Source organism: Yoonia sp. 72 (assembly GCF_034652275.1).
GTDB lineage: Bacteria > Pseudomonadota > Alphaproteobacteria > Rhodobacterales > Rhodobacteraceae > Yoonia.
This window is the reverse complement of the sequence record NZ_JAXIWG010000001.1, coordinates 173,105-188,140: the sequence shown is the minus strand read 5'-3', so window position 1 is coordinate 188,140 and position 15,036 is coordinate 173,105. Positions and strand designations below refer to the sequence as shown.

At 64.1% G+C, this 15,036-nt stretch carries 14 protein-coding genes; 8 read left to right on the top strand and 6 right to left on the bottom strand.

Features of this window, described 5'->3' with window-relative positions; genetic code table 11:
• Nucleotides 1–2 precede the first annotated feature (2 nt).
• Together VCK47_RS00985 and VCK47_RS00980 are read left to right on the top strand one after the other, a co-directional pair.
• Nucleotides 3–1,190: a VWA domain-containing protein gene (locus VCK47_RS00985; RefSeq protein ID WP_322888868.1), complete on the top strand. Its 1,188-nt coding sequence runs from the start codon at nt 3–5 to the stop codon at nt 1,188–1,190.
• 103 nt (nt 1,191–1,293) lie between these two features.
• A complete protein-coding gene (locus tag VCK47_RS00980; RefSeq protein ID WP_322888867.1) occupies nt 1,294–1,980 on the top strand; it encodes a M48 family metallopeptidase in 687 nt (228 codons plus the stop codon).
• Here the strand turns inward: VCK47_RS00980 and VCK47_RS00975 are convergent.
• The 4 genes from VCK47_RS00975 to VCK47_RS00960 are packed head-to-tail and all read right to left on the bottom strand — an operon-like array spanning nt 1,977 to nt 4,965.
• Nucleotides 1,977–2,600 (bottom strand): YdeI/OmpD-associated family protein, encoded by a 624-nt coding sequence (locus VCK47_RS00975; RefSeq protein WP_322888866.1) that lies wholly within the window; start codon nt 2,598–2,600, stop codon nt 1,977–1,979. The two genes, VCK47_RS00980 and VCK47_RS00975, sit on opposite strands and share 4 nt — an antisense overlap.
• A gap of 3 nt (nt 2,601–2,603) precedes the next feature.
• Nucleotides 2,604–3,149 carry an RSP_2648 family PIN domain-containing protein gene (locus VCK47_RS00970; RefSeq protein WP_322888865.1) on the bottom strand — a complete coding sequence of 182 codons (546 nt, stop codon included), beginning with the start codon at nt 3,147–3,149 and terminating at the stop codon, nt 2,604–2,606.
• Entirely contained in the window at nt 3,146–4,351 is a 1,206-nt protein-coding gene (locus VCK47_RS00965; protein ID WP_322888864.1) for an RSP_2647 family RNA methyltransferase, read from the bottom strand. The genes VCK47_RS00970 and VCK47_RS00965 overlap by 4 nt, the downstream gene beginning before the upstream one ends.
• A gap of 50 nt (nt 4,352–4,401) precedes the next feature.
• On the bottom strand, nt 4,402–4,965 hold the full coding sequence (locus VCK47_RS00960; protein WP_322888863.1) for a DUF6778 family protein: 564 nt from the start codon (nt 4,963–4,965) through the stop codon (nt 4,402–4,404).
• A gap of 155 nt (nt 4,966–5,120) precedes the next feature.
• Between VCK47_RS00960 and edd the strand changes: the two genes are divergently transcribed.
• From edd to VCK47_RS00945, 3 genes are all read left to right on the top strand, one after another.
• A complete protein-coding gene (gene edd / locus VCK47_RS00955; RefSeq protein WP_322888862.1) occupies nt 5,121–6,926 on the top strand; it encodes a phosphogluconate dehydratase in 1,806 nt (601 codons plus the stop codon).
• Nucleotides 6,927–7,007: 81 nt separating this feature from the next.
• The gene (gene eda, locus VCK47_RS00950) at nt 7,008–7,652 is read left to right on the top strand and encodes a bifunctional 4-hydroxy-2-oxoglutarate aldolase/2-dehydro-3-deoxy-phosphogluconate aldolase (protein ID WP_322888861.1); all 645 of its coding nucleotides are present in this window, start codon (nt 7,008–7,010) and stop codon (nt 7,650–7,652) included.
• Nucleotides 7,653–7,721: 69 nt separating this feature from the next.
• The gene (locus VCK47_RS00945; RefSeq protein WP_322888860.1) at nt 7,722–9,923 is read left to right on the top strand and encodes a methyl-accepting chemotaxis protein; all 2,202 of its coding nucleotides are present in this window, start codon (nt 7,722–7,724) and stop codon (nt 9,921–9,923) included.
• Nucleotides 9,924–9,932: 9 nt separating this feature from the next.
• Here the strand turns inward: VCK47_RS00945 and VCK47_RS00940 are convergent, their stop codons facing one another.
• Both VCK47_RS00940 and VCK47_RS00935 read right to left on the bottom strand, forming a co-directional pair.
• Complete coding sequence (locus tag VCK47_RS00940; protein ID WP_322888859.1) at nt 9,933–10,208, bottom strand: hypothetical protein; 276 nt, start codon at nt 10,206–10,208, stop codon at nt 9,933–9,935.
• The gene (locus tag VCK47_RS00935) at nt 10,205–12,964 is read right to left on the bottom strand and encodes a glutamine-synthetase adenylyltransferase (protein WP_322888858.1); all 2,760 of its coding nucleotides are present in this window, start codon (nt 12,962–12,964) and stop codon (nt 10,205–10,207) included. The genes VCK47_RS00940 and VCK47_RS00935 overlap by 4 nt, the downstream gene beginning before the upstream one ends.
• Before the next feature lie 78 nt (nt 12,965–13,042).
• On the opposite strand from VCK47_RS00935, the gene VCK47_RS00930 reads away from it, so the two are divergent.
• From VCK47_RS00930 to VCK47_RS00920, 3 genes are all read left to right on the top strand, one after another.
• Entirely contained in the window at nt 13,043–13,513 is a 471-nt protein-coding gene (locus VCK47_RS00930) for a YbaK/EbsC family protein (RefSeq protein WP_322888857.1), read from the top strand.
• A gap of 111 nt (nt 13,514–13,624) precedes the next feature.
• A complete protein-coding gene (locus tag VCK47_RS00925) occupies nt 13,625–14,053 on the top strand; it encodes a DUF2852 domain-containing protein (protein ID WP_322888856.1) in 429 nt (142 codons plus the stop codon).
• 137 nt (nt 14,054–14,190) lie between these two features.
• Nucleotides 14,191–14,997, top strand: coding sequence for an arginyltransferase (locus VCK47_RS00920; protein WP_322888855.1), 807 nt, complete (start codon nt 14,191–14,193; stop codon nt 14,995–14,997).
• Nucleotides 14,998–15,036: the final 39 nt, after the last annotated feature.

Here is a 15,036-nt window from a genome sequence, read left to right as displayed (position 1 = left end):
CGATGTTCCTGCCCTTCTTCGACAATCTGCGCAAATCCGGGGTGCCGGTCAGCTTGCGCGAATTCCTGTCGTTCCTGGAAGGGATGAAGGCCGGCCTTGCGACCTATGACGTCGAGGCGTTCTATTTTCTGGCCCGCACCGTAATGGTCAAGGACGAACGGCATCTGGACCGGTTTGACCGCGCCTTTGCCGCGAGTTTCGAAGGGTTGGAGGCGATCCCTGCCGAGGCGGTGCTGAACGCCATCGACCTGCCCGCTGGCTGGCTGGAAAAGCTGGCAGAGAAACACCTGACCGAGGCCGAGAAAGCCGAGATCGCAGCCCTTGGCGGGTTCGACAAACTGATGGAGACGCTCAAAGAGCGGCTGGCCGAACAGAAAGGCCGCCATCAGGGAGGGTCCAAATGGATCGGCACCGCAGGCACCTCGCCTTTTGGCGCTTATGGCTACAATCCCGAAGGTGTGCGCATCGGGCAGGATCAAAGCCGCCACCAGCGCGCGGTCAAGGTCTGGGACAAGCGCGAATTCCGCAATCTCGACGACAGCGTCGCATTGGGAACGCGCAACATCAAGGTTGCGCTCAAACGCCTGCGCCGCTGGGCGCGCGATGGGGCCGCCGAAGAGCTGGATCTGGGCGGCACGATCCGCGCAACGGCGGAACATGGCTATCTGGACGTGAAAACGCGCCCCGAACGACGCAATGCGGTCAAGGTGCTGCTGTTTCTCGACATCGGCGGGTCGATGGACCCGCATGTGAAGGTGGTCGAGGAATTGTTCAGCGCCGCGAAATCGGAATTCAAGCATTTCCAGCATTTCTATTTCCACAACTGCCTTTACGAAGGTGTCTGGAAAGACAACCGCCGCCGCTGGGACGCGCAGACGCCGACATGGGACGTGCTGCATACTTACGGGCCTGATTATAAATGCATCTTCGTGGGTGATGCCAGCATGTCGCCTTACGAGATCGCCTATCCGGGCGGGGCAAACGAGCATATGAACGCCGAAGCGGGGGCCGTCTGGCTGGCGCGCGCGCGTGACCAGTGGCGCGATGTGCTCTGGATCAATCCGGTCGAGGAACGCTATTGGCCCTATACGCAATCTATCGGGATGATCCGCGACATTTTTGGTGCCGACCGCATGGTGCCGATGACGCTTGACGGAATCAACCAAGGTATGAAGGCGCTGGTGCGGTAAAAAACTTTTGGCGCGCCGCGCGGGAGTATTTTTGGAAAAAAGAAGTGGGGGCGCGACAAAGCGGGCCATTGGCAATGGCGGGCCGGCGCCCCATATCTGAGACATGATGAAATTTCTGCCCATCTTTCTTGCGCTGGTCTATGGCTATGCGATGTTCCGTTTCTCCGTCTGGCGCACCTCGCGCGAGCTGGACGAGAAATCGACCGAACTGGCCGACCCGATCCTGAAAGTGCTGATGGACCGGATGGCCACCGCCGTCGGGATCGACCGCATCCGCGTGCATATCTACGAGATTCCGCAAGTGAACGGGCTGGCCGCCCCTGACGGGCGCATCTTCATCACGCGCGGGTTTTTCAACAAATACCGCGCGGGGCAGGTCAGTGCCGACGAGATGGCCAGCGTGATCGCGCATGAGTTGGGGCATGTGGCGCTGGGGCATTCGCGCCGCCGGATGATCGATTTTTCGAGCCAGAACGCGATGCGCACGGCGCTGGCGATGATCTTCAACCGCTTTCTGCCCGGCATCGGGCCGTGGATCGCAACGGCGCTTATCAGCCTTGTCGCGGCACGGCTGTCGCGTGATGACGAATTCGAGGCGGATGCCTATGCCTCGGCGCTGCTGGTCAAGGCGGGGATCGGCACCGCGCCGCAGAAATCGCTGTTTGCCAAGCTGGAAACGCTGACCGGCGCGCATGGCGCGGCAACGCCCGCATGGATGCTGAGCCATCCCAAGACCCCGCAGCGCATCGCCGCAATCGAGGCGAATGAAGCGAAGTGGCGGGCGCTTTAACGCTCCTGCGCGCCTTTGCCCGACAGGATTTTATCACGGGCCTTGGCGATGCGTGACATTTTCGTTTCTTGCGCCTTGGCGCCGTTCACCATCAGCACATAGCTTTTCTGTCGCCCGGGCGTGAGGGCGGCAAAAGCTTCGGCCAGTGCGGGGTCGTCGTCCAGTGCTGTCACCAGTGCGGTGGGCAGATCGGGCGTTGATGTGTTCTTGGCGGGTTTGATCCCTGCCTCGGCATAGCCCGCCGCCTCGGCCAGATAGGCCGTGATGACAGGCGCAAGGCGTGCTGCGTCGTCAGCGGTATTCAGGGCAATCATATCGGCATGTTGCGTGTTCGGCCCTTGCCGTTCCAGCACACCATGAGGGTCGCGCATCAGCGCTGCATTGAAGAAACTCAGCCTGATCCCCGCGCGGGTCGCCCCGATGATCGCGATGTTGCGGCCTTTGTGCATATAGCAGGGATGGCCCCATTTCACGACCTCTTGCAGCCCGGCTGCAAGGCAGAGATCGCGCAAGGCACGCAGCCCCGGCTGCCAGAGCCGTGCGGCGCAATCGTCGGTATCGAACCGCGCGCAGCGCCCGCAGCCTTTGTCGAAATAATCCGCGATCTGCGTGATCATCATCGGTCAATCCGCGGTCAATGCCTTACCCAATCGCGGCAGGCGCGCCTTTTTCAGCAAGGCGCGCAGGGTCCAGTCCTGCCCCGACAACCGCCGCGCTTCGGCCAGCACGACACCCGCGACGGTGCCGACAGCTTGCGGCGCATCGCGCCACAAATCCAGCAGGAAATTGTCAGGGTCGAGGCGCTGCAGCCCTTCTTCTTCCAGAATGTTGCGCGGGAAATCCTTGGCGTTCATCGTCAGGATCGCATCGCAGGACCCTGCGACAGCTGCCGCCAGCACATGGATGTCGCCGGTATCAGGCAGCCAGAACCGCCGTTCGATGCCCGCGTCATAGCGGATCAGCGCGTCGGGGAAGGTCGCGGCAAGGGCCGCGATCTCGCCCCGCGCCCAGACCTCTTCGGCAGGGCCAAGTTTGCCTGCCGCGCGCGCCCATTCTTCCAGCACACGCGGCGACCAGCGCGGCGCGAACAGCCCCTGCCCCGCAACGCCCAGCACCATTTCCCGCATCACGGTGGGATAAAGCACGCAGGCGTCGATCAGCACCTTCATAGGCGGAAGAACACGGCCTTCAGATAGCCGCTTTCGGCCAGATGCGGCATCAAGGGATGGTCGGGTCCGGCAAATCCAGTGTGGATGATCTGCCCGCGCCGCCCTGCCCGCCCGATCCCACGCGCGGATGCGTTGCGGAATTTTGTCAGATCCACAGCATGCGAACAGGAACACAGGCCCAGATAGCCGTCGGGTGCCACCAGCGGTGCGGCCAGCCGTGCGACGCGTTCGTAAGCGCGCAACCCCGCCTCGAGTGCGGCCTTGCCCGGCGCAAAGGCGGGCGGGTCGCAGATGACGACATCGAATTGCGCGCCTTCCTCGGCCAGCGCTGTCAGCACGTCGAAAGCATCGCCTTTACGGGTGGTGAAACGGTCGGCCACGCCCATGGCGGCGGCCCCCTGTTCGGCCAGCTCCAGCGCGGGGGCAGAGCCATCCACCGCCAGCACCGATGCCGCACCTTGCGCCAGTGCCGCCAGCCCGAAGCCGCCGACATGGGCGAAGACATCCAGCACGCGCGCGCCCTGCGAAAGACCTGCGGCAAAAGCATGGTTGGGCCGCTGGTCAAAGAACAGGCCGGTTTTCTGCCCGCCCATGATATCGGCCAGGTAGGTGGCCCCGTTCATCGGCACCGGAACGGCGGCTGTCGGGGCTTGGCCTGCCAGCACATCCATCCGCTCTTCCAGACCTTCGAGCGCGCGGGTCCGCCCCGTGCCGTTCATCACAACGGTGGTGACGCCCGTCACCTCTTGCAAGGCGGCGACCAAGGGCGCGATCAGCACATCGGCCCAGGCCGCATTGGGCTGGACCACGGCGATATCGCCGAACCGGTCGATGATGACGCCGGGCAGGCCGTCAGCCTCGGCATGGATCAACCGGTAGAACGGGTCGGGATATAGCCGCGCGCGATGCGCCAGCGCGCGGGCGATCTTGGCCGCGAACCACGTCTGGTCGATCACGGCCTCGGGGTTCTGGTCGAGCATCCGGCAGATGATCTTGGACGCGGGGTTGACCGCGACCACGCCCATAGGGACACGGTTGGCATCCTCCAGCAGTGCGATGCTGCCCGCAGGCAGACCGCGCGTGCGCCGGTCGGTCACCAGTTCATTGGCGTAAACCCAAGGAAAGCCGTGGCGGATCGCCCGCGCTTCGGCCTTGGGGATGAGGCGCACGATGGCGCGGTCGGATGCATCTTGCTGTGTCATCCGCTGTCACTAGCGAACGGGGCTGTCGCTGAAAAGCCCCGATCGCTGCGTCAGCGCAATTGGTCGGCCAGCACGGAGGTCAGGAAATCGGTGACCCGCATCTTCTGGGTGATCCCCTGCGCTTCAAGCTGCGCATTGGCATTGCCACCCCAGGCATCAAGGTTGGCCACGACACGGCGCGTGGGTTCGATCACCGCACCAGTTTGCGCGTCGCGCACCGCCAGATCGAAGATGACGTTATAGACGCCCCCTGTCGAAAACTGCGTACGGTTTGACAGCCCGTGGAACCGCACAAGCGTCACGTCGAGTACGACGCGGCGGTCAGCGTTCTTCATGTCGGTGGCCATATTGCGGCGCGCCGCCTCGGTGAACAGCGCCTCGATCTGTGCAAGCCGGTCACCCGCCGGATCACCGCGCCAGACGATATCGGCCTGCGGGTAATAGCTGTTTGCCTCGGACACTTGCAAATCCGGCAAGGTCGCAAAATTCAGTCCCACAAGCTTGTAATCGCGGACCAGATCGGGACGCGGATCGCCCTGTATGACCATTGCCCCGGGCGCACAGGCTGCCAAAGCGCCCAACAACACCACCAAACCAAAAATCCTGCGAAACATGAAGCACCCTCTCAGCCGTCTAGATATAGAGAGGCGATACCACACAGATGTGGCGCAGTTAAGGCGGGTCGATGAAACCGGTTGGGCGTTCCCACACTTGTTAGCGCTAACACATTCTGCTAGCATCACGACAACAGAAAAAGTCGAGGACCAAGATGCCGCTTCATCCGACCATCGCCGCCGTGACCGACCGTATCCGCGCCCGCTCCGAAGGGCCGCGCCGCCGCTATATGGACACGATGGCGCGTGCCGCAGCCGAAGGACCGCGCCGCGCGCATCTGACCTGCGGGAATCAGGCCCATGCCTATGCCGCGATGGGCGCCGACAAGGACGCACTGACCGCCACGACGACAGGCAATATCGGGATCATTACCGCCTATAACGACATGCTGTCCGCGCATCAGCCGTTCGAGACCTATCCCGACAAGATCCGCGCCGCCGCCCGTGCGGCCGGTGGCACAGCACAGGTCGCAGGTGGCGTGCCCGCCATGTGCGACGGTGTGACACAAGGCCAGACCGGCATGGAACTGTCGCTGTTTTCGCGCGACGTGATTGCGCTGGCCGCAGGTGTGGGCCTGTCGCACAACGTGTTCGATTCCGCGATCTATCTGGGGGTATGCGACAAGATCGTCCCCGGTCTGGTGATCGCCGCCGCCACTTTCGGCTATATCCCCGGCGTCTTTGTGCCTGCGGGGCCGATGGTCTCGGGCCTGCCCAACGACGAAAAGGCCAAGGTCCGCCAGCAATTCGCCGCCGGCGAGGTCGGGCGCGACGCGCTGATGGCGGCCGAAATGGCCAGCTATCACGGGCCGGGCACCTGCACGTTTTACGGTACCGCCAATACCAATCAGATGCTGATGGAATTCATGGGCCTGCACATGCCGGGCGCGTCTTTCGTGAACCCCGGCACACCTTTGCGCGAGGCGCTGACCGTCGCCGCAACCGAACGCGCGCTCGCGATCAGCGCCTTGAGCAATGCCTATACCCCTGTGTGCGATGTGCTGGACGAACGCGCCTTTGTGAACGGGCTCGTGGGGCTGATGGCGACAGGCGGGTCCACCAACCTTGTCATCCACCTGCCCGCCATGGCGCGCGCCGCAGGCGTGATCCTTGATCTGCAGGATTTCAGCGATATTTCGGCCGTGACCCCGCTGATGGCCAAGGTCTATCCCAACGGGCTGGCCGACGTGAACCATTTCCATGCCGCGGGTGGCCTTGCCTATATGATCGGGCAATTGCTGGATGCAGGCCTGTTGCACGACGACACAACGACGATCGCGGGCAAGGGGCTGGAACATTACACCCGCGAACCCAAACTGGCAGCCAATGGCGTGACCTATGCCGACGGGCCGAAAACATCCGCCAACGACCGTATCCTGCGCCCGGCCTCCGACCCGTTCCAGAAATCGGGCGGGCTGATCCAGCTCACCGGCAACCTCGGGCGCGGCGTGATCAAGACCTCTGCGGTCGCCGAGGAACGTCACATCATCCAAGCCCCCGCCCGCATCTTCCACACGCAGGAGGCGGTGAAGGATGCGTTCAAGGCCGGTGAATTCACCGCCGACACCGTGGTCGTCGTGCGGTTTCAGGGCCCGAAATCGAACGGCATGCCCGAATTGCACAGCCTGACCCCGATCTTGGCAGTGCTGCAGGACCGTGGCTTCAAGGTCGCGCTGGTCACCGACGGGCGCATGTCGGGCGCCTCGGGCAAGGTGCCTTCGGCCATCCATGTCTCGCCCGAGGCGGCGGACGGCGGCCCGATCAGCCTGATCCGCGACGGCGACGTCATCCGTCTGGACGCCACCCAAGGCACGATAGAGGTGCTGGGCGTCGATCTTGCGACCCGCACCCCCGCACCCGCCGATCTGACCGGCAACGGCACCGGCGTCGGGCGCGAATTGTTCGAGATCTTCCGCCGCAGCGTAGGACCTTCCGCCGATGGGGCGGGCGTCGTCGTCTGACGCCCCCCACTTCTTTTTTCCAAAAATACTCCCGCCGGAGGCAGCGCAGTTCTCCCGGCCATACTTGCAGAAAGACTGGACATGACCCCTCAGGATGCTTCCGCCGCCGCGATGAAAATCTGCCTTCTCGCCCCCGTGATCCCCGTTCTGGTGATCGAGGATGCCAGCACCGCCGCGGATCTTGCGCGCGCGCTCGTCGCAGGCGGCCTGCCCGCGCTGGAAGTGACCCTGCGCACGCCTGCCGCCCTTGACGTGATCCGCGAAATGGCCACCGTGGCAGGCGGACATGTGGGGGCTGGCACACTGCTGACACCGAAAGATGTCGAAAACGCCAAGGCTGCAGGTGCCACCTTTGGCGTGGCCCCCGGTGCAACCGACCGCCTGCTGGACGCTTGCGAAGCCAACGATTTGCCGCTTTTGCCCGGTGCCGCCACCGCATCCGAGGCGATGCGCCTGCTGGAACGCGGTTACACGGTGCAGAAATTCTTTCCCGCCGAGGCCAATGGCGGGGCGGCTGCACTCAAGGCGATCGGCGCGCCGATCCCGCAGGTCAAATTCTGCCCGACAGGCGGCGTGACGTTGCAGAACGCGCCCGCCTATCTGGCGCTTTCGAACACGCTTTGCGTCGGCGGATCTTGGGTCGCGCCTGCAGATCGGGTCAAGGCGCGGGACTGGGCCGCAATTACGGCTCTCGCGGCTGAAGCGGCGGCACTTTCACGCAGCTAGGCGACGCGGCTTCACCATGCATTAGGAATTGTCCTCTATGTCCGTGCTGAACGGCAACGGGGACGATACATGCTTGATCGATGGTCAGTCGCGCGGCGCATCAACGGCAGCTTTCTGGTCCTGACCTTGCTGATTGTCAGCCTTTCGGTCTTTTCGATGCTGGCGCTGGACCGGTTGCGCGGCGGCTTGACCGACAACGCGCGCTTGGCCGCCCAGAACACGGCGACAGGCCAGGTCATCCGGCAGATGCATGCCGCGACCGTGGCCGCCCGCGCCTATGGCACCGATCCGTCGGACATCATGGCGCAGGCCGTGACCGCCAGTATCGACGCGGTGCTGGGTGATGTCGCCTTGCAGGCGGCGTTTGCGCCGGGCAGTGCTGCTCGCGCAGACATTGACGCGGCGCTGGTGCTGGCGCAGGACTATCGTGCGACCTTCAGCCAGATCGTGGACCTGCGCAAGACGGCGGATGCCACACGCCGCAACCTGCTCGACAAGGCGGTCAGCCTGCGCACTTCGCTTGGAACGACCACCAACAGCGTCAGCACATCGGGCCTTCCGCGGCTTGTGCTTGCGGCGGAGGAAGCAGCGCAGGCTTTCGATGCTGCGACAATCCGCATGGAGGCCTATTTCGCCACCCGGAGCACCGATGACGCGGTCGCAGCACGCGCAGCTTTGGACAGTTTTGCCACGGCAATGACCGCGCTGACACAGGCGGGCGGTGGCGCGTTTATCCAGCAACGGATCGGGGAAATCGCCGCAACCGTGCCGGTCCTGCTTGCGGAGTTCACACACCATGCCGAAAGTGTCACGGCTGCCAACAGGTTTGAAAACAGCGTGCTCATCCCTTTGGGCCAAACGGTTCTGGACCGGTTTGACGCCTTGTTCCGCCAGATCACCGGCATCGAAGCCGCCAACCGTGCGGCCGGCACGGCGGTGCTGGACAACATGCGCCTTGTCATCTTGGTCGTGGGGCTTGCTGCGCTGTCCATCGCTGTTGCGGCGGCGTTCCTGGTGGGGCGGTCCATCACCCGCGCCATCGCTGATCTGGCGGATACCACCGACAGGCTCGCAGCGGGCGACACAACTGTGATCATCACAGGCGACGCATATCACCATGAACTGGGCAGGCTGGCGCGCGCCTTGGGCGTGTTCCGCGATGCGCAGATCGCGCGGACCGATGCCGATGCCGAACGCCGCCGCATGCAGCAGGCCCAACAAGAGGTTGTCGATGCCTTGCAAGCACAGCTTTCGCGGCTTGCCGCAGGCGATCTGTCAGCGCATGTGGATCAGGTCTTTGCCCCCGAATACGAAGACCTGCGCCATAATTTCAACATGGCGACCGAAGCGTTGCGCGCGGTGATCGGTCAGGTCGCGGGCACCGCCACGCTGATCGCCGCGACCGCACGACAGACAACGGCAGCCACCGGCGAATTGTCGCAACGCACCGAAAATCAGGCCGCGACGCTGGAACAAACTGCCGCGGCACTGGATCAACTGACCGCAAGCGTGCGCTCTGCCGCCGATGATGCCCGCGCCGTCGACACCACCGTAGAGGCCGCGCGCGCGCAGGCCCGCAGCAACGGCGAGGTTGTCGCACAAGCTGTGGCCGCAATGGCCGAAATCGCCACCTCTTCGCGCCAGATCTCGCAGGTGATCGGCATGATCGACGACATCGCGTTCCAGACCAATCTGCTGGCGTTGAATGCAGGCGTGGAGGCAGCACGCGCGGGCGTCGAAGGACGCGGCTTTGCCGTGGTCGCGGCAGAGGTGCGCGCGCTGGCCCAAAGGTCGGCAGAGGCCGCAAAGCAGATCACCGGACTGATCGAAAGCAGCGGCAAGCATGTGGCACGCGGATCGACACTGGTTGGCACGGCCGGCACAGCGCTTGAGGATATCATCGCGCAGGTCAGCGGTATCGCCAGCAAGACCGCGCGGATCGCCACCAGCGCGCAGGAACAGGCAACCGCCCTGTCCGAAATCAACCTTGGCGTGAACCAGCTGGATCAGGTGACGCAACGCAACGCCGCCATGGTGCAGGACACGCTGGCGCGTGGAACAACGCTGGATCAGGCGGCCGCCACCCTGACCGACCTGATCGGCCGTTTCGCGACGGGCCAGATCGAAGCGCCGGTGCTGTCGGAAACAGCGATCAAACCTCTCGAAGCCGCGATCGGGCGCACCTCTGCCACGGTCGCCTACCCGGCCTTTCGCACATCAAAGCGCGAAAAACCGGCCCATGCAGAGCCCGGCAACTGGACCGATTTCTAAATGATCTGGTTAATCCGCTACGCGCAAGCGCGCATCGCGACCACCGCGCCGCCGCGGCGCGGCCGTGGCTTGCAAGGATTGCTGCAAGACCCGCGTCATCGGATGGCCCGCAGGTGCGTCATGATGGCGTGCCATAACAGCCTGCACCGCAGCACCGACATCCTGACCATCCGGCAGCCCCAGCACCCAATCCAGAAAGATCGTGCGGCATTCGGCCTCGGTGATGCCGTCGATCCGGTAGGCTTCACGGATCAAGGCCTTGGTGTCATGCAGATCACCCTTCATCCGGTCTCTCCCAATCGGCGGCTGATGACCTCATCCGCGGCCTTGTGCAACTGCGTCATCCGCGCCAATAGCGCGTCCAGACCCGGGGTTTCGGTTTCGCGCAGGATCATCCGGCGCGCCCCTTCGCCCAGAGCATCCGGGTCAAGCACCCCCCCTGTCAAGAGCCTGACCGCCGCCTGCAGTTTCCAGAACAGCCGCGCGGCATCGCACAGGACGCGCGCATCCGCATCGTCCAGCCAGCCTGCCGCAACCCCCGCGTGCAGTTGCGCATCCACATCCCGCGCGGGGCTGCCTGCGAGCAGGCCTGCGGTCTGCGCGCAAAGCTCGATATCCTGCAACCGCCCCGGCCCTGTCTTGGCATCCCAGTCATCGCCTTGCCCCTTGGCCTCGGCCAGCCGCGCGCGCATATCGGCCACATCGGCGACCACACTGGCCCCCTGCCCCTTGCGCACCAAAAGATCGCGGCGAAACGCCTCGATAGCATCGCACAGCCCTGCGTCGCCGGTGATCGGGCGCGCGCGGGTCAGCGCCAGATGTTCCCAGGTCCAGGCCTCGGTATTCTGGTAATCCATGAAGGCGTCCAAGGATGTGGCGACCGGCCCCTGCCGCCCCGAGGGGCGCAGGCGCATGTCCACCTCATAAAGCCGCCCTGCGGACATATTGGCGGCAAGCGCCGTGATCAGCGCCTGCGTCAGCCGCGCGAAATAGGCTCGCGTTGGCAAGGGACGCGGCCCGTCCGAAGTATCAACGCCGTCGGGGTCATAGATGACGATCAGGTCAAGGTCGGACCCCGCGTTCAGCCGCGCCGCCCCCAGCGAGCCCATCGCGACAACGGCCCCGCCCCGCCCCGGGGGTGCCCCGTGTTTGCGCGCAAACTCCGCAACAATCACAGGCCAGAGTGCTGCGATCACCGCCTCGGCCAGATCGGCATATTGCGCACCGCTTGTGGCCGCGTCGATCAGCCCGCGCAGGTGATGCACGCCGATCCGGAAATGCCATTCGCGCGCCCATGTGCGCGCCGCGATCAGCTGGCTTTCGTAATCGGGATGGGTGGCAAGCACCGCGCCCAACTGGTCGCGCAGCGCGGCCATCCCCGGCCAGGGATTAAAGAACGCCCCCCCGATCACCGCATCGAGCACGGCCGCATTGCGCGACAGATATTGCGCCAGCGCGGGGGCCGTCGCCGCGATATCGACGATCAGCTGGGTCAGTTGCGGATTGGCCTCGAACAGCGAAAACAGCTGCACCCCCGCAGGCAGGCCCGCCAGAAAGCCGTCGAATTGCGCGAGCGCTTCGTCAGGGCGCGCGGCCTCTTGCAGGCTGGCCATGATCTGGGGGATCAGGCGGTCGAAAATCTCGGTCGCGCGGGCCGACCGCAGCGCGGGATAACCTTGCCAGCGCGCCACAACATCCTGCCCCCATGTGATCTGGGGTTTGGGTTTGGCGTCGGGGGCGAAGAAGCCTTCGGTCAGGTCATGCACTTCGGCCAGACGGCGGGTCAGGTCCTGGCGCAATTCCGCGACATCGCGGCCCATGAAGGCGGCAAGCCGGTCAAAGCCCGCCCGATCCTGCGGCAGGTGATGGGTCTGCGCATCGGCGAACATCTGGACGCGGTGTTCGACCTCGCGGTGGTGGCGGTAGTGATCAAGCAGCGTGTCGGCCACATCCGCCCCGATCCAGCCCGCCCCCGCCAGCGCATGCAGCCCTTCACCCGTGCCGCGCAGGCGCAGCGCCGGATCGCGCCCGCCTGCGATCAGCTGACGGGTCTGGGTGAAAAACTCGATCTCGCGGATACCGCCGCGCCCCAGTTTCATGTCATGCCCTTCGAGCGTGACCGGCCCGCCCAGCCCCTTATGGTCGCGGATTTTCAGGCGCATGTCGTGGGCGTCTTGAATGGCCGCGAAATCCAGATGCTTGCGCCAGACAAAGGGGCGCAGGGTTTGCAGGAACCGTGCGCCGGCGGCTGCATCACCCGCGCAGACGCGCGCCTTGATATAGGCCGCGCGTTCCCATGTGCGCCCCACGCTTTCGTAATAGCGTTCAGCCGCTTCCATCGACAAACACACCGGCATAACCGAGGCATCGGGGCGCAGCCGCAGGTCGGTGCGGAACACATAGCCGCCGTCTTTTGCCTCGGACAGGATCGCGGTCATCCGGCGCGTGACACGGATGAAGGCCGTGCGCGCCTCGTACACATCCTCAGGGGCGAAGCGGCTGTCGTCGAACAGGCAAATGAGGTCGATGTCGGAGGAATAGTTGAGCTCATGCGCGCCCATCTTGCCCATAGCCAGCACGACCATGCCTGCGGCGTCCTGCGGCGCGCCTGCGGGCAGTTTGCCGCGCGCAACCTCGGCCGCGACCAGCCGCGTGATGCAGGCCGCAACAGCGGCATCGGCAAAGCGCGTCAGCGTGCCGGTCACGGTTTCCAGCGGCCAGACACCGCCCAGATCGGCCAGTGCCGCGACCAACGCGATGCGCCGTTTCATCTGCCGCAGATGGACAGGCAACGCGTCGAGCGTGACTGTGTCCAGCTCGGTCAACAGGCTGTCCACGGCCCCTTCGGGATCTTCTACTGCATCAGGCAGCCAGTCGCGTTCGCGCGTCATCAGCCCCGCCAGATAGGGGCTGCATCCGGCGGTCCCCGCCAGCAAATCGCCAATTTCGGGCGCAAAGCCCGGCAATTGGGTCAGGATATCCGCGCCAAGGGCAGCGTCATACGGGCGGGGGCAGCGGGTGATGCGACGGGCGATGCTCATGGCTGCACATTGGGTCGTTGCAAGGGACTGGTCAATCGCCAACGCCTCGTTAATCTGCACTCAAAAGGAGAGCCACGCATGAGCAAAAGCCTGACCCGCGTCATCCGCGCGCTGGAAGATCACGGGGTGCGGATCACCCCTCTGGAAATGGGCGACCAGACCCGCACAGCACAGCAGGCTGCCGAAGCGGCAGGCTGTGCGCTCGACCAGATCGCGAAATCGGTAATCTTTGCAGGGCAGGACAGTGGCCGCGCGATCCTTTTCATCACGGCGGGCGGCAATCAGGTGGATGCAGACAAGGCCAGCCATGTCGCGGGCGAACCTTTGGCCAAGGCCGATGCCGACCTGATCCGCGCGCAGACAGGCTTTGCCATCGGCGGCGTCGCCCCGATCGGGAATCTGTCGCCGCCGCGCGCCTTTTTCGATGCGCGCCTCTTGGATTTCGCGCAAATCTGGGCCGCCGCGGGCACGCCTCGGCATATCTTCCCCATCGCCCCGCAGGAATTGTTGCAGATTTCCGGCGCACAGGTCGCTGATTTCATTGCCTGATTTGCGGTAATGTAAAAAACCTTTACATCACCTCTTGCAATAGGCGGGCGTGCTTCCGATATCCGTGATGTGAAACACATTCACATCAACCCTGCTGCCTTGAAGGAGAGCATGATGACCACGAACACGGCCCTGAATTACGACACCCGCCCCGGTTTTTTTGCCCGTACCGAGGCGTGGCTTGATGCACGCGGCAAAGGTGCCTGGATCGCCGCGATGGTGCTGGGCTTTATCGTCTTTTGGCCTATCGGCCTTGCCATTCTGGCCTATATGCTTTGGGGCAAGGGCATGTTTGCGCGGACCTCGTGCAAAAAATCCGACTGGTCCATGCCGATGACCAAATCGAGCGGCAATGCGGCCTTTGACGCCTATCGCGACGAAACGATCCGCCGTCTGGAAGACGAACAACACAAGTTCGAAGCCTTCCTCAAGCGTCTGCGCGACGCCAAAGACAAGGCAGAGTTCGACGCATTCATGAACGACCGCGAAAGCAAGGCCGCTGCCAAGACCGACCTGACCCCTGACGCACCACAGGTCTGAACCGGCCCTTCTGCTTGCAACGGCCCGCCAGCGCGGGCCGTTTTGCTGTATCGGCGCGGATTAACGCAGCCAGTCACAGAGGGCTTGGCGCAAGGGTTGCGGGTTGTTAAGCTTCGCGAAACCATACGGGTCCGTTCATGCGTCATACTCTTCCCATCGCCCCGCAGTTCTATGTGACGGCGCCGCAACCCTGCCCGTATCTTGCGGGCCGGATGGAGCGGAAGCTGTTCACAGCTCTGCAAGGGGATAACGCGGCAAAGCTGAACGATTCCCTGTCGAAACAAGGGTTTCGCCGGTCGCAAAACGTGCTTTACCGCCCGTCTTGCGCGGAATGTTCGGCCTGCATGTCGGCGCGGATCAATGTCGCGGCCTTCACGCCCTCGCGCAGCCAGCGGCGTGTGGCCACACGTGCCCGCCACCTGCACCGCCGCGCGACATCGCCCTGGGCGACCGAAGAACAGTACGACCTTTTCCGCGACTATCTGGACAGCCGCCACGCCAGCGGCGGGATGGCCGATATGGACATGTTCGAATTCGCCGCCATGGTCGAGGAAACGCCGATCCGGTCGCGGCTGATCGAGTATACCGACGAGGGCGTGCTGCGGGCGGTCTGCCTGACCGATATTCTCGATGACGGGCTGTCGATGGTCTATTCCTTCTTTGACCCCGCGCTGGAGCGGTTATCGCTGGGAACCTATATCATCCTCGACCACATCCGCATCGCACAGGAACTGGAACTGCCCTACGTCTATCTGGGCTATTGGGTCCCCGGCAGCCCCAAGATGGGCTACAAGGCGAAATTCGCAGGGCTGGAGGTGTTCCGCGACGGTGTCTGGTCGCGCCTGACCTCGCCCGACAGTTTCGATACGGCGGTGCATCCGCTGTCGACCGAACCCATCGCCGAACAGGTAGCACGGATCACCCTGCCCGACGGGCGCAGTTGAACGCAAAAGGGGCGGTGCGCAGGCACCGCCCTTTTTGTG